This is a genomic window from Bifidobacterium rousetti (assembly GCF_008698235.1).
Lineage (GTDB): Bacteria > Actinomycetota > Actinomycetes > Actinomycetales > Bifidobacteriaceae > Bifidobacterium > Bifidobacterium rousetti.
Map to the genome: position 1 here is coordinate 25,378 of NZ_PEBH01000005.1, position 22,842 is coordinate 48,219.

Annotated in this window: 15 protein-coding genes and 1 tRNA gene; 5 read left to right on the top strand and 11 right to left on the bottom strand. The window is 66.1% G+C overall.

Features of this window, described 5'->3' with window-relative positions; translation table 11 throughout:
* Positions 1 to 50: 50 nt before the first annotated feature.
* The 3 genes from CSQ85_RS06585 to CSQ85_RS06595 form a co-directional block, all read right to left on the bottom strand.
* Positions 51 to 794 carry a sulfite exporter TauE/SafE family protein gene (locus tag CSQ85_RS06585; RefSeq protein ID WP_395956529.1) on the bottom strand — a complete coding sequence of 248 codons (744 nt, stop codon included), beginning with the start codon at positions 792 to 794 and terminating at the stop codon, positions 51 to 53.
* 227 nt (positions 795 to 1,021) lie between these two features.
* A complete protein-coding gene (locus CSQ85_RS06590) occupies positions 1,022 to 1,702 on the bottom strand; it encodes an alpha/beta hydrolase (RefSeq protein WP_150383402.1) in 681 nt (226 codons plus the stop codon).
* Positions 1,703 to 1,900: 198 nt separating this feature from the next.
* Positions 1,901 to 3,160 carry a hypothetical protein gene (locus tag CSQ85_RS06595; protein WP_150383403.1) on the bottom strand — a complete coding sequence of 420 codons (1,260 nt, stop codon included), beginning with the start codon at positions 3,158 to 3,160 and terminating at the stop codon, positions 1,901 to 1,903.
* A gap of 1,434 nt (positions 3,161 to 4,594) precedes the next feature.
* On the opposite strand from CSQ85_RS06595, the gene dcd reads away from it, so the two are divergent.
* Entirely contained in the window at positions 4,595 to 5,176 is a 582-nt protein-coding gene (gene dcd, locus CSQ85_RS06600) for a dCTP deaminase (protein WP_107041815.1), read from the top strand.
* 133 nt (positions 5,177 to 5,309) lie between these two features.
* The gene (locus tag CSQ85_RS06605; protein ID WP_150383404.1) at positions 5,310 to 7,298 is read left to right on the top strand and encodes an FIVAR domain-containing protein; all 1,989 of its coding nucleotides are present in this window, start codon (positions 5,310 to 5,312) and stop codon (positions 7,296 to 7,298) included.
* 575 nt (positions 7,299 to 7,873) lie between these two features.
* On the opposite strand, the gene CSQ85_RS06610 is transcribed toward CSQ85_RS06605, so the two are convergent.
* The gene (locus CSQ85_RS06610; protein ID WP_150383405.1) at positions 7,874 to 10,849 is read right to left on the bottom strand and encodes a cation-translocating P-type ATPase; all 2,976 of its coding nucleotides are present in this window, start codon (positions 10,847 to 10,849) and stop codon (positions 7,874 to 7,876) included.
* A 389-nt stretch (positions 10,850 to 11,238) separates the two neighbouring features.
* Here CSQ85_RS06610 and rlmB point away from each other — a divergent pair, with 389 nt between their 5' ends.
* Both rlmB and CSQ85_RS06620 read left to right on the top strand, forming a co-directional pair.
* A complete protein-coding gene (gene rlmB, locus CSQ85_RS06615; protein ID WP_150383406.1) occupies positions 11,239 to 12,246 on the top strand; it encodes a 23S rRNA (guanosine(2251)-2'-O)-methyltransferase RlmB in 1,008 nt (335 codons plus the stop codon).
* Positions 12,247 to 12,299: 53 nt separating this feature from the next.
* Positions 12,300 to 13,736 carry a DUF4032 domain-containing protein gene (locus CSQ85_RS06620; RefSeq protein ID WP_107041819.1) on the top strand — a complete coding sequence of 479 codons (1,437 nt, stop codon included), beginning with the start codon at positions 12,300 to 12,302 and terminating at the stop codon, positions 13,734 to 13,736.
* A gap of 248 nt (positions 13,737 to 13,984) precedes the next feature.
* On the opposite strand, the gene CSQ85_RS06625 is transcribed toward CSQ85_RS06620, so the two are convergent.
* The 4 genes from CSQ85_RS06625 to fbaA all read right to left on the bottom strand — a co-directional run bounded on the left by CSQ85_RS06625 (position 13,985) and on the right by fbaA (position 17,884).
* Complete coding sequence (locus tag CSQ85_RS06625; RefSeq protein WP_150383407.1) at positions 13,985 to 14,350, bottom strand: fluoride efflux transporter FluC; 366 nt, start codon at positions 14,348 to 14,350, stop codon at positions 13,985 to 13,987.
* A complete protein-coding gene (locus tag CSQ85_RS06630; protein WP_150383408.1) occupies positions 14,347 to 15,294 on the bottom strand; it encodes a fluoride efflux transporter FluC in 948 nt (315 codons plus the stop codon). The genes CSQ85_RS06625 and CSQ85_RS06630 overlap by 4 nt, the downstream gene beginning before the upstream one ends.
* A gap of 139 nt (positions 15,295 to 15,433) precedes the next feature.
* Positions 15,434 to 16,720, bottom strand: a complete 1,287-nt coding sequence (locus CSQ85_RS06635; RefSeq protein WP_107041822.1) for an adenylosuccinate synthase — start codon at positions 16,718 to 16,720, stop codon at positions 15,434 to 15,436.
* 96 nt (positions 16,721 to 16,816) lie between these two features.
* Entirely contained in the window at positions 16,817 to 17,884 is a 1,068-nt protein-coding gene (gene fbaA / locus CSQ85_RS06640; RefSeq protein ID WP_150383409.1) for a class II fructose-bisphosphate aldolase, read from the bottom strand.
* Positions 17,885 to 18,230: 346 nt separating this feature from the next.
* Here fbaA and CSQ85_RS06645 point away from each other — a divergent pair, with 346 nt between their 5' ends.
* A complete protein-coding gene (locus tag CSQ85_RS06645) occupies positions 18,231 to 19,493 on the top strand; it encodes a polysaccharide deacetylase family protein (protein ID WP_150383410.1) in 1,263 nt (420 codons plus the stop codon).
* Positions 19,494 to 19,697: 204 nt separating this feature from the next.
* On the opposite strand, the gene CSQ85_RS06650 is transcribed toward CSQ85_RS06645, so the two are convergent.
* The 3 genes from CSQ85_RS06650 to CSQ85_RS06660 all read right to left on the bottom strand — a co-directional run bounded on the left by CSQ85_RS06650 (position 19,698) and on the right by CSQ85_RS06660 (position 22,609).
* Positions 19,698 to 19,771, bottom strand: a tRNA-Gly gene (locus CSQ85_RS06650).
* A 156-nt stretch (positions 19,772 to 19,927) separates the two neighbouring features.
* Positions 19,928 to 20,881: a zinc metalloprotease HtpX gene (gene htpX, locus CSQ85_RS06655; protein ID WP_107041825.1), complete on the bottom strand. Its 954-nt coding sequence runs from the start codon at positions 20,879 to 20,881 to the stop codon at positions 19,928 to 19,930.
* 249 nt (positions 20,882 to 21,130) lie between these two features.
* A complete protein-coding gene (locus CSQ85_RS06660; RefSeq protein ID WP_190972930.1) occupies positions 21,131 to 22,609 on the bottom strand; it encodes an FAD-dependent oxidoreductase in 1,479 nt (492 codons plus the stop codon).
* Positions 22,610 to 22,842: the final 233 nt, after the last annotated feature.

Consider the following 22,842-nt stretch of genomic DNA (forward strand, 5'->3'; position numbering starts at 1 on the left):
CCAGTCAGCTTCGCTGACAGCCCCCTCATCAGAGGGGGCCGAGGATAGGACTAACGCCGCGTCGCTTTGATGGCGACGAAGAGGGAACGCACGAGGAGGACCGACAGGTAGACGGTGAACAGGATCGCGCCGGTGCGCGGCGTGACCGCGCCGGCGATCCATGTGCCGAGCGGCGCGGTGATCGCGGCGACGACGCCGATGATCACCGCCGCTTTGACATGCACCATGTGGCGTCGCACGTTGGCGACGGACGTGGTGATCGAATTGGGGAACATCGCCAGCAGCGACGTGCCGCGCGCGATCAGGTCGCTCGCGCCGAAGATGATCGACAGCGCGGGCACGCAGATCGCCCCGCCGCCGATGCCGAGCAGCCCGGCGAGCACGCCCGCGATCACGCCGAACGCGATCAGCCCGACCACCATGATCGGGTGCATTTCGATATGCGAGTCGCGCGACGGGTTCGACATGGCCTGGTTCGCGATCACGAACACGAGGAACGCGACGAACGCCCACCTCAAAGCGATTTCGGGCAGTTTCGAAAGCAGCCACGAGCCGATCTGCCCGCCGACGAACATGCCGGCGAACACGAGCGCGGCCGCGATCCAGTCGACGTCGCCCTCGACGGCGTAGGAGATGACGCCGGAGATGGCGGTGGGCACGATCGCCATCATCGAGGTGGCGGCCGCGTGGCGCTGGGTCAGTCCCAGCCACACCAGCGCGGGCACGATGATCGTGCCGCCGCCGATGCCGAACATGCCGGACAGGATGCCGACGAACACGCCCACGACGGCCATGATCGTCAGGCCGCGCGGGGATTCGTCCAGATGGTTCTCATCGATCGCTGCGTTCACGGGGCCCAGTCTAGGTCCGTCGAGCGCAAGTGGGTCGTTTGGCTTCCATTTGTTGCGATCCCCTGCGACGCCAACACCACCGTCGCCGCCCATACCGCTCGCGCCCACTCGCGCCACTCGCGCCCCCCCCCCGCGCACCCGCGCGTTCGCGCGCTCGCATCGCGGAATCGCTACAGGATTCCCGACGTGATGTCGTGGTCGAGCAGCCACTGGCGCAGGTCGGTCAGCTCCTCGAGGCTCACGTTGTGATCGAGCCCGTGATAGCTCTTCGTCGTCAGCCACGTGTGCTCGCCCAGCCACGCCTGCGCGGCGAACAGCTCGTACTTCGGCAGGACATCGTCGTTCTTGCCGTACGTGTAGAACACCGGCACGTTGTAGTTCTCGAGGATGCCGTCGGCCGGCGCGGTGCCCCTGACGCTGCCCGGCGCGAGATACCCGGACAGCGAGACGACCGCCCGATACCGCTTCGGGTTGACGCGCAGCAGGTGCACGGCGAGCAGTCCGCCCTGCGAGAAGCCGAGAGGCACGATCTCGCGCTCGTCGGGCAGGTTGTTCGTCACCCACCGGTCGATCGACACCGCGAGATCGTAGGCCGCGCGGTCGAGGTCCTCCCCCACCGGGACGCGCTCGCCGAACCACGCGTACGCGCCGGGCGAGAACGCGTCGCCGCCGGCCAGTCGCACCGGTCCGCGCAACGATGCGTAATCGTTGTACGGCGCGATCTGGCGCATGAGATCGGCCATCTCCATCTCGTTCGACCCCCAGCCGTGCAGGCAGAGGAACATCGGATGCGTGGGATGCGTCGCTCCCCCGCCACGCGAGTACTGTGCCTCGGTCAGGTCAATGATCATGTCTTCCTCGCCTCTTCGCTTTCATCGTGAGTCCGGTCCGCGGCCGCGGTCCGCCTCGTCGCCGGACGCCTCCGTCGCGTTCCATTGTGCATCATCCGCGCGTGGGAGCGACGCCGTTCGCGTGGTGCGTCGTGACGAATCGCTGTGACTCTCGACACGAAATCGTCGCCGCATCGTTATCGCATCATCACTGCACCGTCACTGCGCGGTGTCGCCTGCGCCTGACGCCGCCTCGCCCGACCCCGCGACTGCGGTGAGCGTGCCGCCCCAATCCTGTTCCAGCGTCGTCATCTTGTCGGCCGGGCCGAACGCGATCCACTGGTTGCCGGAGAGCAGCCGCCAATCGCCCTGCGCGTTCGGGTCATCGGCGTTCTGCGTGAGGAGTTCGGAGAGCTTCGACTGCACCACGTTGTCGTACAGTCGCAGCGTCGTGTTCGAGTCGAACGTGACGTACGCGACGCGCGTCGAGGCGCACAGCGACGCCGTTTCGACGCCCGGGTACGCGTGCACGTCGATGCCGGTCCAGCCGGCCTCGCACGCGCCGGTCGCGCGCTCGACGTCGTAGCGCATGCCCTCCGCGCTGGAGATCGGCGCCTCGTCGCGGACGTTCGGTTTGAACAGTCCGTCGGGGAACAGCACACCGCACACCACGCCGAACGCGAGCAGCAGCCCCGCGATGAGCAGGGTGACGATGCCGCCCGACCCGACGCGATGGCGGCGGCTGTTGCGCGGCAGGTTCGTCTTCGCGACGATCACCGCGACGAACGAGACCGCGATGAAGATAGCGCAGGTCAGGGCGATGTAGCGGCCCGGCACCTTGCCGTCCGGGTCGACGATCGCGGGCGCGGACTCGTGCGCGGCGGAGGCGGCGCCGAACGCGATGGCGACCAGTCCCGCGAGCAGGGCGACGATCGCGGCGATCCGGCTGCGGCGGGCCGGTTCGGACGCGAACCCGGCGCGGTAGGTCGTGGTGCGGCCGGAGGAGAGGCGGGGTTGCGCGGCCGGGGACGGGGGCTGTCCGGTCGGGATCGCGGCTTGCACGGCCGGGGCCGAAGCCGGTCCGGTCGGAGCCTGGCCGGTCGTAGCATGGGCCACGGCTTGCACGGCTGGAGCCGAAGCCTGGCCGGTCGTAGCCGGTCCGGTCGAAGCCTGGCCCGACACGGGATGGCCGGCGTTCCGGTCGGTTTCCGGCTGGCCGGTCTGACCTGTCGCGCCCTGACCAACGTCCCAGTCGGGCTGACCTGACTGAACAGGCCATTCCGATTGTCCGGACTGGCCGGACTGACCCGGATGACCGGACTGATTGAGATGACCTAGCTGATGGTTGGCCCGCCCGGTCTGACCGGCATGCGGGCGACGTCTGCGAGCGCCGTCATCGCCGTCGTATTCGTTGAATGCCCCACTGTTGCCGTTCGTCCCATCGCCTTGCGCGAAGAAGTCGTATTCGTCGTCGGCCATGACCGTTCCCCTTCATCAGGCTCCGGCGTTGTGTGCCTTCGCCTTCACGTCCGTACCCGTACCGCTTGCGTTCCACGCGATGCCGCGGTCGCGGCTTGCGTTGCGGATCCCGGAGCCGCCAACATCACCGGCCCCGTTGTGCCCGTACTTGCTTTTAGTCTACCGCCGAGAATGCGGCCGTCCGTCGGTCTCAGGGATGAATCAGGGGCCCATGTCGTCCTTCGGACGACAACTCGCCGGCAGGGGCCTCTACCGCTCCGCGCACCGCCTGCCTGACGAGAGCCCGCCGCCACCCAGTGACAGAAACCTCTCGCAAGCACCGCCCCAGCGAGACACCATCATCACCCGGTGACAGAAACCTCTCACGAGCAACGCCCCCAGCGAGACACCGCCGCCACCCGGCAACAGAAACCTCTCACAAGCACCACCCCAGCGAGACACCGCCACCACCAAGTGACAAGAACCTCTCGCGAGCACATCCCTCAGCGAGAGCCCGCCGCCACCCAGTGACAAGAACCTCTCGCAAGCACATCCCCCAGCGAGAGATAACCGTCACACTTCGACAGGCGACTCTCGCCAAAGAGCGATTCGCGAGACTCTCCCGACAGAAGCCAGCAACAATGTCTCACAAATGGCCAAGTACACGAGAAGGTTCGGTATGAGCCGACGGAAATGTCTCGCGAACATTCGTTCGGTGAGAGGACGGCGCCGCCCCATGACGGTTATCTCTCACGGCAGCCCTTCCCAGCGAGAGATACCCGTCATGGGCCGGCAGACAGCTCTCGGCACCGATGACACGAAAGATCGCCGCCGCCCGGTGACGGGCAAAAGAAAACCCCGGTGAGGTTCCACCGGGGTCAGAGAAAGGAGAGAAGAAGAAAGGTTCAGTTGTCGGGGGCTCACGCTCCGGGTCGGCTCTTGCTGACATCTCATAGATAAGCACGTTTTTCTGAGACACACGCCGTGTTTCGCTGTGAGTTTCCTGAAAATTGTCGTTTTTTGACCGTTTGTCCACGACTCGACCATCTATTAGCCGCCTATTAGCCACAAGCGGGTACGAGCACTGCACGCCGGAATCGGCAACCGCCGTGACTGTGTCGCACGAGAGTCGCCCGAAAGTTGTCCACAAATGTGGAAAAGCGGTTTCGCATCCGACGGCGAGCGCGGCGGACGGAATGGACCCGACCGTCGAATCATGGGCCCCGTCATCAGGCCGTCATCGTACCATCGCCAAACCATCGTCAGGCCGTCAGTGGACCGCCATCAGACCATCATCGGACCACCGTCAGACCACCGTCAGACCACCGTCAGACCGTCATCACGCATAATCGCGGCAATGTACTGGCGAACCAAGCGTGCAGCACTTTCGACGCAGGAGACTAGGCACTAGACTTATGGGCAGTATTTCGATTATCCGTCTGTGAGGAGCTTCCCATGCTGCTGTCCGACCACGATATTCTGGCCGCGCAGGCCGAAGGGCATATCTCGCTCGACCCGTGGACCCCGGAGATGGTCCAGCCCGCGTCGATCGACGTCAGACTCGACCGTTTCTTCCGACTGTTCAACAACCATGCATACACCTACGTCGATCCGGCGGAGAATCAGGGCGCGCTGACCGAGCAGTTCGCAGTCGCCCCGGACGAGCCGTGGATCCTGCATCCGGGCGAGTTCGCGCTCGGTTCGACGTGGGAGTACGTCAAGCTCGACGCGACGATCGCCGCCCGGCTCGAGGGCAAGAGCTCGCTTGGCCGCCTCGGCATCCTGACCCATTCGACCGCGGGATTCATCGACCCCGGCTTCGAAGGGCATATCACGCTGGAGCTGTCGAACGTGTCGACGTTGCCGGTCAAGCTGTGGCCCGGCATGAAGATCGGCCAGATGTGCTTCTTCCAGCTGAGCTCGCCGGCCGAGCATCCGTACGGTTCGAAGGGTGTCGGATCGCATTATCAGGGTCAGCGCGGCCCGACGCCGAGCCGCTCCTACGAGCACTTCTACCGCGCGCACATCGACGACTGACGTCGGAAGCCAGGCGGCCGGGGACGGCGGTCTGGCTTCATCGTTATTGACGGGCGACGCTATTGACGACGGCGATACTGGCGACGACATTGCTTACAGGCGACCAGACACACGACAATCAGGGGGACAGGACATGACCGATCCGAGTGGCGAATTCCACTTCGACTTCCAGAACAAACCCAAGCAGGCGGCACCGGGCGGGTATGCAGGCGCGACGCAGACGCCGTACGGGCAGGCCGGACAGGCGCCGCAACAACAGCCTTACGGGCAGTCCGTCACCGGCCAAGCCGCCGCCGGGCAGTTCGGTCGGTCTGCGGCCGTGGAGCCGCCGACCGAGATGGAGACCACGCAGGCATTCGACCCGCTGGCCGACGAGGATCTTCCGCCGCTGCCCACACCTGCGGTCAACCAACCGCAACAGGTCGCGCAGCCCACGCAGGGGTATGCCGCAGAGTCGACCGGCCAGCCCGCGTTCCCCTCCCCCGTCACCGATCAGGCCACACAGGCATTCGCACAGCCGTATGGGCAAAGCCCGGTGACTTCCCAATCCGATCAGGCGACGCAGGCGTATAGTCCGACTGCACAGCCGACACAGTTCCCGACGACAGGCACGACGGTGCCGTCGGCCCAGGCGACGCAGGTATTCACACAGCCATATGGACAAAGCCAGTCGTATGGACAGCCGACTCAGGTGTTCGGGCAGCCACAGCAACCGCAGGCCACTCAGGCGTACGGACAGTTCGAGCAGCCGGCACAGCCCCAGCCGGTTCAGCCGCAGTCGATCCAGCCGCAGGCCGCGCAGCCGGTCACGGATCCACGCGAGGAGCGAACGCAGGTGTTCAACCCGAGCACGCTGAATCAAGGCACGCTGAATCAGGGGGCCACTAGCCAGCCCGCTGCCCAGTTCCCGCCGGCACAGCCGTTTGCGCAGTCCGCCGGACAGGCGACGCAGGTGTTCGGCGCGGCCGCGGTCACCGGCCAATCGACCGGACAATCGACCGGTCAGTTCCCGCCGGCGCAACCATTCGGTCAGACGCAGGCGTTCGGTCAGGCGCAACCAGCCGCGGGCGCCCAGCCGCCGGTCATGCCGCCGTCGATCGCTCCGAACGACGGCAACGACGAAGACGACTATCCCGACGGTCGCAACTCGGCCGACGGCAACGGCCGCGACGATGATCGCGATGACGAGGGCCGCGGTGCACGCCGGCGCGATCGCAGGAAGAAGGGCCTGTCCGGCGGTGCGATCGCAGGCATCGTCGTGGGCGTGATCGCGGTGATCGCACTGATCGCGGGCGGCATCTGGTTCTTCACTGCGAGCAGCGGCAAAATCACGTACGCGGCGTGCACGGCCGCGAAGAACGAGTACACCGACGCGCAGAACGATCTCAAGCAGGAGGTCGCGAAGGGGCAGCAGACGGTCTCTTCGACGACCGCCGACCAGCTGTCCGACGCGACCACGCTGGACACGCTCAATCAGGCGATCGCCGACGCGGGCAACATCTCGACGAACGCGACCTGCGCGGCGGACATGTCGAAGGACGATCTCAAGTCGAACATCCAGCAGTTCGCGATCGCCGAGCAGAACGCGGATTCGCAGGAGGAGAAGATCGACGACGCGATCGACGCGGTGGAGGCCGCCAAGAAGTCGAAGACCTCCGATTCGCTCAAGTCGTCGCTGAACACGTCGATCTCGTCCGCGCAGTCGCTGCTCGCCGGATCGGCCGGCAAGGTGGCCGACGACAGCACGCGCACGGCTTTGCAGGACGCGATCAGCAGCGCGAACAGCGTCGCGGCGAAGTCGAACCCGTCGCAGTCCGAGGTGAACAGCGCGAACACCAAGCTGCAGCAGGCGATGTCCGACGTGAACGCGTCGATGAGCGCGAAGACGCAGGCCGATCAGAAGGCGCAGGCCGAAGCGCAGAAGAAGGCGCAGGAGGAGCAGCAGAAACTCCAGCAACAGCAGGAGCAGCAGCGTCAGGATCTCGAGGACCAACAGACCGAGGAGCCCGAGCAGAACAGCGGGTCGGGATCGACGGGCTCGGGATCGACCGGTTCCGGCTCGACGGGCTCGGGCACCGCCGACGACCCCAGCACCTACTCCTCCGAATCCGCCATCAACTGATCCCGGGCGATCACGCGACGGTCACAAGACAGCACCGTCATCGCCGGAGAGTCATCGCCGGAGAGGCGGCGAATGTCACAACGCGTTCAGACCCGCCCGTTTGACGCGTTGTGACAATTTCCGCTGTCACAACGTGCTCAAATCAGCGAAAATCACACGTTGTGACAAGAACGACGGCCCAGCGGCGGAAGACGACGGAGACCGGGACGGCGAAAAGCTTGGAATTCCGCCATTCAGCCGATCCCCTTCGCCGTGCAGTCGCACGAGCCGTCGCCGATCCTTGTCACAACTTGAGAAAATCGACGGAAACAACGCGTTGTGACAGCTTTTCTTGTCACAACGTACCCGGGACCGATGCGAATCGCGCGTTGTGACAACTCTCCGCGGAATGGATTCCCCGCAATCCCCGACGGCCTCTGGCAACTGCCCCGCACCGCAATGTGCATTGGGTGATAGCCCCCTCATCAGAGGGGCCAGGGGGGCAGCAGCTGAACGCATTGCACGCATAATGGCACGGGCCGGCTCCCTGATAGGGGAAGCCGGCCCGGCGGAGTGGGGAACTAGGAGAAAACCCCTCAGCGCTTCGAGCGCTCCATCGCGCGCAGGACGCACTTGCGCAGTTCGGAGGCGACGAGGACGAACGCGGCGAGGCCGATGCACTCGGCCCACGCCAGCGCCGACAGCGGGGTCGTGCCGAACGCGGAGTTGAGGAACGGCACGTAGATCACGACGAGCTGCAGCACGATGGACAGGCCGATCGCGCCCCACAGCCACTTGTTCGAGAACAGGCCGACGAACGCCGACTGCGCGTGGGAGCGCGAGGCAATCGCGTTGAACAGCTGCGCGAACACGAGGATCGTGAAGCCCATCGTACGGGCCTCGACCATCTGCGCGTCGTGGCCGAGCGCGTCGACCGAGCGGTCGGTGAACAGGCCGCCGGCGAGGTGCATGTCCATGCCGATCAGGGTGACGATGGCCATGATCACGCCGATGTAGATGATGTCGCCCCACATCGAGGCGTCGATCACACGGTCGGTGACCTTGCGCGGACGACGGTTCATCACGTCCTCGGTCTGCGGGTCGACGCCCATCGCGAGCGCCGGCGCGGCGTCGGTCAGGAGGTTGATCCACAGCAGCTGGGTGGCGAGCAACGGCACGGTCACGCCCTGCGTGCCGGGCTGGGTGATGCCGAGGAATCCGGCGAACACGACGCCGAAGAACACGGTGAACACCTCGCCCACGTTGCTGGAAAGCAGGTAACGCAGGAACTTGCGGATGTTGTCGAAGATCACGCGGCCCTCGCGCACGGCGGCCACGATCGTGGAGAAGTTGTCGTCGGCGAGGATCATCTTCGCGCTCTGCTTGGTGACCTCGGTGCCGGTGATGCCCATCGCCACGCCGATGTCGGCGGTCTTGACGGCCGGGGCGTCGTTGACGCCGTCGCCGGTCATCGCGACGATGTTGCCCTGTCGCTGCAGCGATTCGACGATCTTGAGCTTGTGCTCCGGGGCGACGCGCGCGTACACGGACACCTCGGAGGTGGCCTTGTCGAACGCGGCCTGATCGGTGAGCGCGTCGAGCTGGTCGCCGGTCAGGGCCTTGCCGCCCTTGTCGATGATGCCGAGGTCGGAGGCGATGCGGGCCGCGGTCAGCGGGTGGTCGCCGGTGATCATGACGGCGCGGATGCCGGCGCGGTGCGCCTCGGCCACGGAGTCGCGGACCTCGGTGCGCGGCGGGTCGATGATGCCGACCATGCCGTTCCAGATGAGGTCGGTCTCGATCGCCTCGGACTGGTCGGCGATGTCGGTGACCTGTCCGGCGGCGTTGGCGCGCACGCCGGGCACCTCGGACAGGTTCGCGGTGCCGAGCGGACGGTACGCCTGACCGAGCGTGCGGTACGCCTCGGAGGAGAGTCTCTCGACGGTCGCGAGGATCGTCTGGCGATCCCCCTCGGTGAGCGGACGGACCTGCCCGCCCACGGCGATGCGCGAGCAGAAGCCGAGCAGCACGTCCGGCGCGCCCTTGGCGAAGACGGTGAGCTTGCCGCCCTCGGTGGAGTCCTTCGCGATGACCGACATGCGCTTGCGCTCGGAGGTGAACGGCACCTCGGCCACGCGGCTGAACTGCTCGTAGCCCTTCATCGCGCCGGTCTTGCGCGCGGCGACGATCAGGGAGACCTCGGTCGGATCGCCGACGATCTCCCACTTGCCGTTCTCTTCACGCAGGTCGCCGTCGTTCGCGAGCGTGCCGGCGGCGAGGGTCGCGATGACCTCGGCGCGCAGGGCCGGCGCGTCGGCGAGCGAGGAACCGTCGGCGGCGACCATCTTGCCTTCCGGCGCGTAGCCGGTGCCGGTGATCTGCACCTCGCCGGACGGGGTGACGACGCGCTCGACGGTCATCTCGTTGCGCGTCAGCGTACCGGTCTTGTCCGAGCAGATCACGGACGCGGAACCGAGCGTCTCGACGGAGTGGAGCTTCTTGACGATCGCGTTGTGCATCGCCATGCGCTGCACGCCGAGCGCGAGGACGACGGTGAGGATCGCTGCCAGGCCCTCGGGCACGGCGGCCACGGCGAGCGAGACGGCGAGCAGCAGGGAGTCGATGACGTCCTGCGTCGAGTGGAAGCCCTCGAGCAGCGCGAGCGCGGCGAGCACGATGGCCGCGATGATGCACACCGCGATGCCGAGAATTTTGGAGACGTAGTCCATCTCCTTCTGCAACGGCGTCTGCTCGTCCTCGGTGGCGGACAGGAGGTCGGCGATCTTGCCGACCTGCGTGTTCATGCCGGTGCCAGTGACGATCGCGCGGCCGGTGCCCTGCGTGACGGACGTGCCGTTGAAGATCATGTTGGCGCGGTCGCCCAGCGCCTTGGCCTCGGCCAGCGTGTCCGGCTTCTTGCCGACCGGCACGGATTCGCCGGTGAGCGACGCCTCGGCGATGCGCAGGCTCGCGGCGGAGAAGAGTCGGCCGTCGGCGGAGACGGAATCGCCCTCCGCGAGGACGATCACGTCGCCGGGGACGACTTCGGCGGTGTTGATGCGCACGACCTTGCCGTCGCGCAGCACGGACGTCTGCGGCGCGGTCATCTGGGCGAGCGCCTCGACCGCGGCCTCGGCCTTCGCCTCCTGGATGTAGCCGAGCACGGCGTTGACGATCAGGATGAGGACGATGACGATCGCGTCGAACGGCAACGGTTCGCCGCCTTCCGCGCCGGGGGCCGCATGGCCGCGTTCGATGAACCACGCGATCACGGAGATGACGGTGGCGGCGAGCAGCAGGTAGACGAGCGGGTCCTGGAACTGCTGCAGGAACTTCTTCCATTTCGGCACGGGCGGCGCGCTGGCCAGCTCGTTCGGGCCGAACTTCTCGAGTCGACGCCTGGCCTCGTCGCCGCTCAGGCCGCGGGCGGGGTCGACGTTCAATGCTTTGGCGACCTCGGCCGCGTCGGTCAGGCTGGGATCGGCGTCCTTGAGTCCGGCGAGCAACGCTTGCTGGGCGCGGACCTCCTCTGATACTGCGGGCGCGGTGGATTGACCTTTCTGATCAACCATGTGATTCTCCTTGGTATAGCCGCGGAGTAGTCAGCCGGTGCGGCGGCCGGGTTGTCTCCCCCGGCGCGCGCCGTGCTGCGCGGTTATGGGCACCGGCACAACTGTCGCCGATGCATACGATTGCCATTATTCCATATGGGTGTGAAGGGGTCATCGCACGGCATAAGGGGGTGTTGTCTATTAGATGCTTGCAGCGAATCGTTCTCAATAAGAAACGTGTGAGGGTTGACAGGTCGTCAATCGCACGCGAAATCGCCAGAAACGTTGTAATTCCAGCGATTCCGGCGATGTGCGGTTTGTGTGATTGTGTGCGATCGGCTCACACGTTTCTTATTGGGAATCGTTCGCTGTAAGGCTGCCGATACAACGCTTGTGAGACAATGGCCCTTATGGTTATCAAGAAAGGACCGACCAAGGGGTCGGGTGGAAAGCATCGCAACGCGCTTCGCGGCAAGGGCCCGACGCCCAAGGCCGAGGATCGCGTCTATCACAAGGCGTACAGGGCGAAGAAGGTCGCCGATCGCCGCAAACTGGCCGATCCGCGACTGGCCGCACGCCGTCGCGCCGACAAGTTCTCGTCGGCGGACACCACAGATCTGGTGTTCGGCCGCAACTCGGTGCTCGAGGCGCTGCGCGTGGGCGTGCCCAGCTCCACGCTGTACATCGCCTCGCGCATCGAACACGACGACCGCACGCGCGAGATCGTCAAGCTCGCGGGCACGCAGGGACTGCACATGCTCGAGGCCGACCGTCTCGAAATGGACCGCATCGCGCGATCCGGCAACCATCAGGGCGTGATCCTCAAGGTCGATCCGTACCAGTACTCGTCGCTCGCCGAGCTCGCCGACCGCGCGGACAAGAAGGCGCGCGCGATGGAGGCCGCGAACTCGCAGACCGCGCGCATCGCCGCCCGACCGCTGTTCATCGCGCTCGACGGCGTGACCGACCCGCAGAACCTCGGCGCGGTCATCCGCTCCGCCGCCGCGTTCGGCGCGAACGGCGTGATCCTGCCGGAACGCCGCTCCGCATCGGTGAACGCGGCCGCGTGGAAGGTGTCGGCCGGCGCCGCCGCGCACATGCCGGTGTGCCGCGTCGTCAACCTGACCAAGGCGATCGAGAGCCTCAAGGAGCGCGGCTACTACGCCGTCGCGCTGGACGGCGGCGGCGACAAGCTCGTCGGCGCCACCGGCTTCGAGACCGATCCGCTGGTCGTCGTCCTCGGATCGGAAGGCAAGGGCGTGAGCCGACTCGTGCGCGAGGCGTGCGACGCGGTCGCCGGCATCCCGATCTCCAGCCAGGTCGAATCGCTCAACGCCTCCGTCGCAGCGGGCATCAGCCTGTACGCGGTGGCCGAAGCGCGACGCAAGGCCGGGGAAGTGGCCGGAGTGCAGGCCTGAGCCGAATAAGCACACAGAAGTCGAACAGTCGAGCATAAGAGGGTAAGGCAAAGATGCAATCAACCACGAATCTGTCGCAACTGGACCCGCGCGCCGCGAAGGCGACCAGCGTGAGCGCCGAGGACGAATCGGCCGTCACCGCCGAACCGCAGGCGCTCAAGATCACCGCGGCCAGCTCGAACCCGAAGATGTTCACGCTGCCATGGGAGAAGCCGCTGGCGACCTGGCCCGCCGAACTGCTCGCCAACCTGCCGCGCGGCATCTCCCGCCACGTCGTGCGATTCGTGCACGTCGGCGACGAGGTGTACGCGATGAAGGAGATCACTCGCCAGATGGCCGAGCGCGAGTACGAGATCCTGCGTCGCCTGCAGAAGCTGGAACTGCCGGCCGTCCGCCCGATCGCGGTCGTCACCGGACGCCACAACCGCGAAGGCGAGCCGCTCGAGGCGATCCTCGTGACCAAGCACCTCAAGTTCTCGCTGCCGTACCGCGCGCTCTTCGCCCGCAACCTGCAGCACGACACCGCCGAGCGCCTGATCGACGCGCTCGCCGTGCTGCTCGTGCGCTTGCATCTGGCCGGCTTCTACTGGGGCGACGTCTCCCTGTCGAACGTCCTGTTCCTGCGCGACGCCGACGCGTTCTCCGCGTTCCTCGTCGACGCCGAGACCGGTGACCTGCAGGTCAACCTGACCAACGGCCAGCGCGAATACGACATCGACCTGGCGCGTACGAACATCATCGGCGAACTCATGGATCTGAGCTCCGGCAAGCTGCTGCCGGACGACGTCGACGAGATCGAGGTCGGCAACCGTCTGGTCGACCGCTACCACTCGCTGTGGAGCGCGCTGACCGACACCGACAAGTTCGGCCCGGACGAGATGTGGAAGATCGAAAAGCGCGTCAACAAGCTCAACGAGCTCGGCTTCGACGTGGACGAGCTCGAGATGAAGACCGAGGAGGGCGGCAAGCGCGTGCTCGTGCGCCCGCGCGTCGTCGACGCCGGCTACGCGAACCGCAAGCTGCTGCGCCTGACCGGCCTCGACGTGCAGGAGAACCAGGCCCGCCGACTGCTCAACGACCTCGACGCCTACCGCGCCTCCACCTGGCGCGACGGCGAGGACCTCGAGATCGTCGCGACCGACTGGATGCGCGAGGTGTTCGAGCCGACCGTGCGATCGATCCCGGCCAAGTACCGCTCCCAGATCGAGCCGGCGCAGTTCTTCCACGAGGTGCTCGACCACCGCTGGTTCCTCGCGGAGAAGGCCGGACACGACGTGCCGATGACCGAAGCGGTCACCAGCTACATCGAGAACGTGCTGCCCAAGCAGGTGCTCAACAAGAAGGACATCGACACGCTGCTCGAGGAGGCCGACGCCGGCGTCATCGACGACGAGTCGACGTACTACGAGAACAACTCCGGGGACGGGGATGACGGGGACGATGACTACAACCCGGACTTCGACCCGGATGCGGCGGTGTGGAGCCACTGACGCCCGATTGACAGCGGTTTCTCGCTGGAGCGGGGCCGCTGTCTGCTGTGCGCGACACACTCAAGGCACCCGACTTCGTCGGGCCGTCGCAGCACAGCTGCTCCCCTCGCCTATGGGCAGTCCACTGGACTGCCCATTTCACGGCTCAGCAGCCAAGCCTACGGTCGCGCACAGCAGACAGCGGCCCCTTTACGTTTTCGCAATGGATCGTCAGTGCGGGCTATTGAGGGGCAGGGACAGGGACGCGGCTACAGCGTGACGACCCACCAGCCGGCGGCTACGCATAGTAGGGGGACGATGATCGTGGCGGCGATGTAGGCGGCGGCGACGGGCCACTTGCGGGCGTGCAGGAGCGAGACCATTTCGTTGATGGCGGTCGAGAACGTCGAGAAGCCGCCGAGGAAGCCGGTGACGAACAGCAGGTACGTGTTGTGTTCGACGCCGTGCTGGGCGAGGGCGCCCGCGGCGATGCCGGCGCAGAACGTGGCGATCACGTTGATCACGAACGTGGACAGCGGGAACGCGCGGTTCCACCATCGTTGCACCGACGTGTTGACGACGAAGCGGGTCATCGCGCCGAGGCCGCCGCACAGGCAGACAAGCAGGAAGGTCATCGACGCCGCCTTTCCCCGGCGTGGGCGCCATGCGCTTCACGGGGCGACGGCTCATGCGCGTCGCCGGTGGAGGGATCGCCCACCATCGGGATCTCGTCGGTGATCGGCGCGGGTTCGAACGACGGGGCGATCATGGGGTCGGACGGGTCGGACGGGTCGGACGAACCGGATGAACCGGCCGGACCGGATGAAGTCGCGGCGGAAGCGGCGGCGCCCAAACCGGACCCCGCCCCGACTCCGGCCCCGGCGGACGAGCCCGGCGCGACGGGCTGGCCGTAGTCGCCGGACGGGGGCGACGACGGCGCTACGTCGTCGAACGCGCCGGCGCCGGCCGCGCGGGAGGCGATGCTCGCGGCGCGGCGTGAGGCGAGCGACGTGGCGAGCCACGAGCCGGCGGCCGCGACGAGCATGCCGAGCGCGAAACTGACGAACATGTAGAACAGGAAGCCGCCGATCTGGCTGCCGTGGATCGAGGTCAGCTCCTCGATGACCATCGCCGACAGTGTCGAGAATCCGCCGCACATGCCCATGCCCACACCGCGCGACGTGAGCTGGCGGACGCGCTTGCGGATCCACGAGGCCTGCGACATGTACGCGGTGAGGGCCGCGAACACGAAGCAGGCGGCCATGTTCGCGATGAACGTGGCGGTGTGGAACGCGCTGAAGAAACCGGTTTCAGCCGCCGGGGCCGGCATCGCCAGCGACAACCCGTACCGCATCGCCGTGCCGACCATGCCGCCGAGGAACACGACCAGATAGACCATGCCGTCGGCGAGCGGGTTGAACTGCGCCTGCACGCGCTTGACCGGCGCGAGCGGAATCTGCGGCGGACGCTCGGCCGCGGCGGCGCCCGTCGGATGCGGGGCCGCCAGCGCGTACGAACGGGCGTGCGCGGCGGTCATCTCCTGCGTCGTGGGATCGGGTTCGGCGAAATACTCGGGCATGTGACTCACGTCCAGTCTCTGGCGTTCTCGCGCTGCTGTTCGCGCTGTCGCTGACGGCGGGCTCGGCGGGCGGGAACCGGAACGGCTCGGTCCGGCCCGCCGAATCGGCTCAGTTCGGCTCAGTTCGATTCAGTGCGACTCAGTCGATGAGCGAGTGGACGGAGATGATGTGATCGCGCTGCGGGCCGGTGCCGATCGCGGAGATACGGCAGTTCGACAGCTCCTCGAGGCGCTTGACGTACGCCTGGCAGGTGGCCGGCAGCTCATCGAAGGAATGGCAGTTGGAGATGTCCTCGGTCCAGCCCGGCATCGTCTCATAGATCGGCTTGGCGGCGGCGAACGCGGCCTGATCGGTCGGCATGTCGTCGTGACGCTCGCCGTCCACGTCGTACGCGACGCAGATCGGGATCTCCTTCAGGCCCGTGAGCACGTCCAGCTTGGTCAGGACGAGGTCGGTCAGGCCGTTGACCTGGCTCGCGTAGCGGTTGACGACCGCGTCGAACCAGCCGCAGCGACGCGGACGGCCGGTGGTCACACCGAACTCATGGCCCTGCTGACGCAGCCACTCGCCGGACTCGTCGAACAGCTCGGTCGGGAACGGGCCCTCGCCCACGCGCGTGACGTACGCCTTGGAGACGCCGATGACGCGGGTGATCTTGGTCGGGCCGACGCCGGTGCCGGTGCAGGCGCCGCCGGCGGTCGGGTTGGAGGAGGTGACGAACGGGTAGGTGCCGTGGTCGACGTCCAGCATCGTGGCCTGCGCGCCCTCGAACAGGACGGTCTTGCCCTCGTCGAGGGCCTTGTTGAGGATCAGGCCTGTGTTGGCGACGTACGGCTTGAGACGCTCGCCGAGCTTCAGGAGCTCGTCGGTGGTCTGGTCGACGTCGATCGCGCGGCGGTTGTACAGCTTGACGAGGATCTGGTTCTTCTGGTGCAGGCTCGCCTCGACCTTATCGTGCAGGTGCTCGGCGTTGAACAGGTCGTGCACGCGGATGCCGACGCGGTTGATCTTGTCCGCGTAGGCCGGGCCGATGCCGCGGCCGGTGGTGCCGATCTTGTGCTTGCCGAGGAATCGCTCGGTGACCTTGTCGAGCGTGCGATGATACGGCGCGATGATGTGCGCCGCCTCGGAGACGAGCAGATGCGAGCAGTCGATGCCGCGGGCCTCGAGCCCGTCGATCTCCTGGAACAGGACCTCCGGATCGACGACGACGCCGTTGCCGATCACCGGGGTGAGGTTCGGGTTGATGATGCCGGAGGGCAGCAGGTGCAGCGCGTAGGATTCATCGCCCACGACCACGCTGTGGCCGGCGTTGTTGCCGCCGTTGAAACGCGCGACATAGTCGACCTTCGTGCCGATCAGATCGGTCGCCTTACCCTTGCCTTCGTCTCCCCACTGGGCACCGATCAACACAATTCCAGGCATAACGCACCTCCGCATACGCTCGATTCCGCCGCGAAACAGCCTACCGTACGCCCTATACCCGCCCCAGGCGCGGCCTCACCCCTGTGCGCTAAGGCGCTACTTGAGGGCGCGGCCGGCGGAGCCGAGCTCCTGGCACGCCTCGACGACGCGCTGGGCCATCGACGCCTCGGCCTTCTTGCCCCACGAGCGCGGGTCGTAGAACTTCTTCTTGCCGACCTCGCCATCGACCTTGAGCACCGAATCGTAATGCTCGAACATGTGCCCGGCGATCGCGCGCGTGAAGGCGTACTGCGTGTCCGTGTCGATGTTCATCTTGACCACGCCGTACGAGACGGCGGCGGCGATCTCTTCGGGCGTCGAACCGGAGCCGCCGTGGAAGACGAGCTCGAACGGCTTGTCGGCCGGGAAGTCGACGGCGCCCGCGGCGGACGCCACGCGCCCGTCGAGCACCGCGTTTGCGACCTCGTTCTGGATCTCGCCCAGCAGCGCCGGACGCAGCTTGACCATACCCGGCTTGTACGAGCCGTGCACATTGCCGAACGTGAACGCGGCCATGTAGCGTCCGCGCTCGCCCAGTCCCAGACGCTGCGCGACCGCGACGCCGTCGTCGGGCGTCGAGTACAGCTTCTCGTCGATCGCGGCGGACTGGCCGTCCTCCTCGCCGCCAACCGCGCCGATCTCGATCTCGAGGATCGTGTGCGCGGCCTGCGACTTGTCGAGCAGCTCCTCGGCGATGTCGAGGTTGCGGTCGAGTGGGACCGTCGAACCGTCCCACATGTGCGACTGGAAGGTCGGCTCCTTGCCGTGCGCGACCTCGTCCGCCTCGTACGCGAGCAGCGGGCGCACCCACTCGTCGAGGTACTGCTCGGCGCAGTGGTCGGTGTGCAGCGCGACGGTGATGTTCGGGTACTGCTTCGCCACCTCGTGCGCGAACGCGGCGAACGCGAGGGAACCGGTGACGCGGTTCTTCACGGCCTGCCCGGAGAAGTAGGCGGAACCGCCGACCGACACCTGGATGATGCCGTCGGATTCGGCCTCGGCGAAGCCCTGCAGGGCCGCGTTGAGCGTCTGCGTGCTCGTCACATTGATCGCGGGGTAGGCGTAGCCGCCACGGCGGGCGGCATCCAGCATTTCGGCATAGCGTTCTGGCGTTGCGATAGTCATGGTTTCATTATCCCGCGCGTGGATGACGCCGGTGCGGGTTTCGATCACATGTCACATGTGCGTTGCCTCACAGACACCTTCGGGGGGTGCCCCCTCGCCTCCCCTCGCTTCCCGCGCCCGCGAATCTGAGACGATGCGGGATCGACCAGTGAACTCCCGTTGCATTCCTAGCGTCATCCTAGTGAACGCTCACACCCGTGCCAGCGCTCGATTCCGGCGGTATTCCGCCGTTTCTCGCGACATGAATCATTGGTGAATCTCCCCGAAAGCGTTACTTTCGGATTACCCCCTTGCGTCGTTCGTCCATACAATGGCGTCGGTAAGCGGTAATAAAAGGAGAGACGACATGCATGACGATCGCGAAAAGCGCCCGGCCGACCAGGCGGCGAACCCGGTGAACGCCCCCGTCTCACCCGAGGAGCTGTCGTTCGGCGCGGCGGTGAAACCGCGCCGCAGGATGCCGTTCTGGATGCGCACGATGATCGTCATCGTCGTCATCGGACTGGCCGCGGGACTCGCGTCCGGATTCGCGTGGATGTGGGACGACCACTGGCGTCCGATCGACGTGACCGTCAACAACCGCGTCGTGCGCACGCGCGTCGACACCACGCTCGACAAGCTGCTGAAGAAGAACGACGACTTCGGCGCCAAGCGCGGACGCCTGCTCGCGATTGACGGATCGGTGCTCGACGAGCACGGCGGCAAGGCGATCGTGCCGGCCGTCGGCGGTCAGGCGATCCCGGAATCGGACTGGTCGAAGATGGTCGTGCCGGACCACGCCGACGTGACCGTCGAATCGGGCGAGGACGTGACCGAGGAGCACAGCGTCATCAAACGCGACGAACCGTACGGCTACGACATCGACCTGAAGGGCGGCACGATCCAGGTGTGCACGCGCCGCGGCAAGGTCGGCGTCGCCGAAACGTGGGTCGGCAAGCGCTCCGGCAAGAAGGTCGACAAGGGCGTGACGACGAAGCCGACCGACATGGTCGTGCGCTCGTACAGCCCGCGGCCCGAAGGCAAGAAGGTGATCGCGCTGACGTTCGACGACGGTCCGAGCCAGTACAGCGCGCCGATGCTCGACATCCTCAAGGCGAAGGGCGTCAAGGCGACGTTCTTCGATCTCGGGCAGCAGTCGAAGGAGTTCGCGTCGGCCGAGAAGCGCATGGTCGCCGAAGGGCATGAGGTGGCGAGTCACAGCTACGATCACCCGAACATGCCGAAGCTGAACCGCGACCAGCTGCGCGAGAACATCACGAACGGATTCGCCGCGATGAAGGAGGCGTCGGGCGTCGACACCAAGGTGTTCCGCTCCCCCTACGGCGCGTTCGGCGCGCAGCAGTGGCAGGACGCCGACGGCCTGATCGACATGAACGTGCTGTGGGACATCGACACGCTCGACTGGAAGCGTCCGGGCGCGAACGAGATCCACGACAACGTGATGCAGCATGCGCACAACGGCGCGATCGTGCTCATGCACGACGGCGGCGGCGACCGCACGCAGGACATCGAGGCGTTGCCGCGCATCATCGACGACCTGCGCGGGCAGGGCTACGAGTTCGTGACGGTCAAGCAGCTGATCGAGATGAGCCCGAAGATTGAGGGGTGACGAGCGGGCCCGCGAAGCGGGTCTGAAGGGTATTCAAGTGAGAATGGATAAGCTTGTCGACGAATGTCTCTCCCCCAGTCAGCTTCGCTGACAGCCCCCTCGTCAGAGGGGGCCAGTGTCCGCTGTGTGTCCATACTGTGTCCACAAGAGGCGTCTAGACGCCTTACATATGACGAAGATCGGCGGAATCCCGCCGGTTTTGAGTGGAGCGAATGACGGGAGTCGAACCCGCCTCTACAGCTTGGGAAGCTGTCGTTCTACCGATGAACTACATTCGCAAGGGTGCGTCTTTTGGACGCGAGCCACCAGTGTACCACGGCGTTGGGCCGCGGTGCCGGCCGTCTCAGTAAGCGGAACGAGTAAGCGGAACGGACTGGAACAGCCGGACAGCCTGAGCTCCGACTTAGTTAGCGACTCAGCACCCGTCGATACCGTCAGTACCGCACCTGCGGGGCGCCCATGCCGCCGTAGACCTGACCGGCCTGGGCGGCGCGCATCTCCTGCGCCATCTGCATGAGGCGCGCGATGCGGTCCTCGGTCGGCGGGTGGGTCGAGAACAGCTTGGAGAATCCGGCGACGGAGAACGGGTTCGCGATCATCATCGCGGACACCGACTGCGTGCCGGCGGTCTTGCGCATCGGCGTGGTCTGCGCGCCGTACGAGATCTTGTTGAGCGCGGAGGCGAGCGCCTCGGGATCGCCGGTGAGCATGCTGCCGTCCTCGTCAGCGTCGTATTCGCGCGTGCGGGAAATCGCCATCTGGATGAGCGATGCGGCGATCGGGGCGAGGATCATGCTCAGCAGTGCGCCGATCAGGCCGAGGCCGCCGGAGGAGTTGTCTCGATCGTTGCGTGAGGTGCCGCCGCCGAAGTACATGAGCGAGTAGCCGAGATACGTGATGACGGTGGCCATCGCCGAAGCGATCGCGGAGGTGAGGATGTCGTGGTTGTACACGTGCATCAGCTCGTGGCCGAGCACGCCGCGAATCTCACGCTCGTTGAGGATCCTGAGGATGCCCTGCGTGCAGCAGACCGCCGCGTGACGCTCGTTGCGGCCTGTGGCGAACGCGTTCGGGCTCATCGTCGGCGCGACGTAGATGCGCGGCATCGGCTTGCCGGCCTTCGCAGACAGTTCGCGCACGATCCGGTACAGGGTGGGCGCCTCCGCCTCGCTGACCTCGCGCGCGCCCATCGAGGCGATCGCGAGCTTGTCGGAGAACCAATAGGAGCCGAACGTGGTGACCAGTCCGATGACGATATAGATGCCGAGGGTGCCCCGTGAGCCACCGGTGGCCCACCAGATGAGCATGATGACGCCCCACATCAACCCGAACAGGAGGGTCGTCTTCAGGCCATTGAAATGGCCGTGCACTCGCAATTTGCCGTCCATAAGGCACACACTAAATTCACGAGCTGAATTTTTGCTGGACGTACGCCGGATGCGAAACGACGAAACTACGCCGCGGTAATGGCCGGAGTGCTCGCCGTTCCCGCCCACGTCAGGCAATGCTCCAACACAGGTCTCAGAGGTCCCGTTCGCGTCCGATACCGCAGGATCGGACGCAAACGAGAGCTTCCTCGGGGCCGGGGTCTCCGGAGCCAAGGGACCGGACCGGATCACCGGCCCGAGGAGAGCGGGTCAGGCGTGGGCGAGCTCGCGCATCTGGGCGGGCTCGATGACCTTCTTGTGCTCGCGGCCCTCCTTGGCGCCCTCGGCGCGTTCGAAGGCGTCGACCTTCTTCCAGCCGGCGAAGTCGATCGGCTTGACGCCGCGCTCGGCGAGCAGTCGGTCGATCGACTCGGGATCGCGGTCGACGGCCACGCGGCCACCCTCCGCGGCCTTGGCGAGATCCTCGAGCATGTTCGTGACGATCGCGAGCGCGTCGGACTTGGTCGAACCGATCAGGCCGACCGGGCCGCGCTTGGCCCAACCGGTGGCGTACAGGCGCTCGCGCACCTCTCCCCCATCGGCCGACGTGGTGATGCGGCCGTCGCCGTTCGCGTTGGCGAGGTGCGCGCCATGCTCGTCGTAGGCGATGCCGGGCGCCTCGGCCGGCTTGTAGCCGATCGCGTGGTACACGGCCTCGACCGGGTAGTCGGTGAACTCGCCGGTGCGGTGCATCTTGCCGTCGGCGCCGGTTTCGGTGCGCTCGACGCGGATCGCCGTGACCTTGCCGTCAGCCCCAAGGATCTCGGTGGGGGCGGAGTTGAAGTGGACGTAGTACTTGCGATCGGCCGGGTTGCCTTCGAAGTCGACGTCGCCGTCGTCCTCCATGTCCTCGGCCATCTCGCGGATGGCGAACAGCTCCTCGACCATCTGGCGGGTGAGCTTGTCCTGGCCGGCGACCTCGATGGTCTCGTCGTCCAGTTCGAAGTCGTCCTCGTTGATGATGAGCTGCACGCCGGGCAGCTTCTCCATCTCACGCAGCTCCTGCACGCTGAACTTGGCCTGGGCGACGCCGCGGCGGATGAACAGGTGCAGCACCTTGGCCTTGTTGTTCTGGATGCCCTCGTAGACGTTGTCCGGGATGTCGGTCTTGGCCTTGAGGTCGTCGGCGTTGCGCATGAGCTCGCGCGCGACGTCCATCGCGACGTTGCCGCCACCGATCACGGCGACGTTCTCGGCGGTGAGCGGCCATTCGCGGGCGCCCGTGGGGTAGCCGTCGTACCATTCGACGAACTTGGCCGCGCCGTACACGCCGTCGAGGTCGGCGCCGGGGATCGTGAGCGGCTTGTCCTTGACCGCGCCGGTGGCGAAGAGCACGGCGTCATAGCGCGCGAGCAGGTCGTCGAGCGTCACGTCCTTGCCGAATTCTACGTCGCAGTACAGGTGGATGTCCGGGTTGTCGAGAGTCTTCTCGAGTGCGGACGCGATGAACTTGATGGACGGGTGGTCGGGGGCCACGCCGTAGCGGACCAGACCGAACGGCACCGGCAGCTTCTCGAACAGATCGATGCGGGCCCTGGTGCCGACGCCCAGCTCATCGCCCAGCTTCTTGAGCTGGCGCAGGAAGATGTCGGAAGAGTAGACGCCGGCGGGGCCGGCACCGATCACGGCGATGCGGAGTTCGTTCGCAGTGTTCGCGGTGTTTTCAGCAGTATTCGAAGATTCAGTCACGCCTTACAGGGTATCGCAGGCCGGCGAATCGGGAAAGACCCGTCTTCCTCACATTTCTTAGGCACTTTCTGCATTTCTTAGGCAGGTGGGTGGCGAGCCAGCGAACCGAAATCCCTTATTTTCAAGGGCATGTTTGCCCGATTCGCCCTGTGACCTGCCTAAGAAATGCAAAATGTGCCTAAGAAATGAATCGCGGACGCCATCCAGACCCGCCATCCGGGCGAGATGCGATC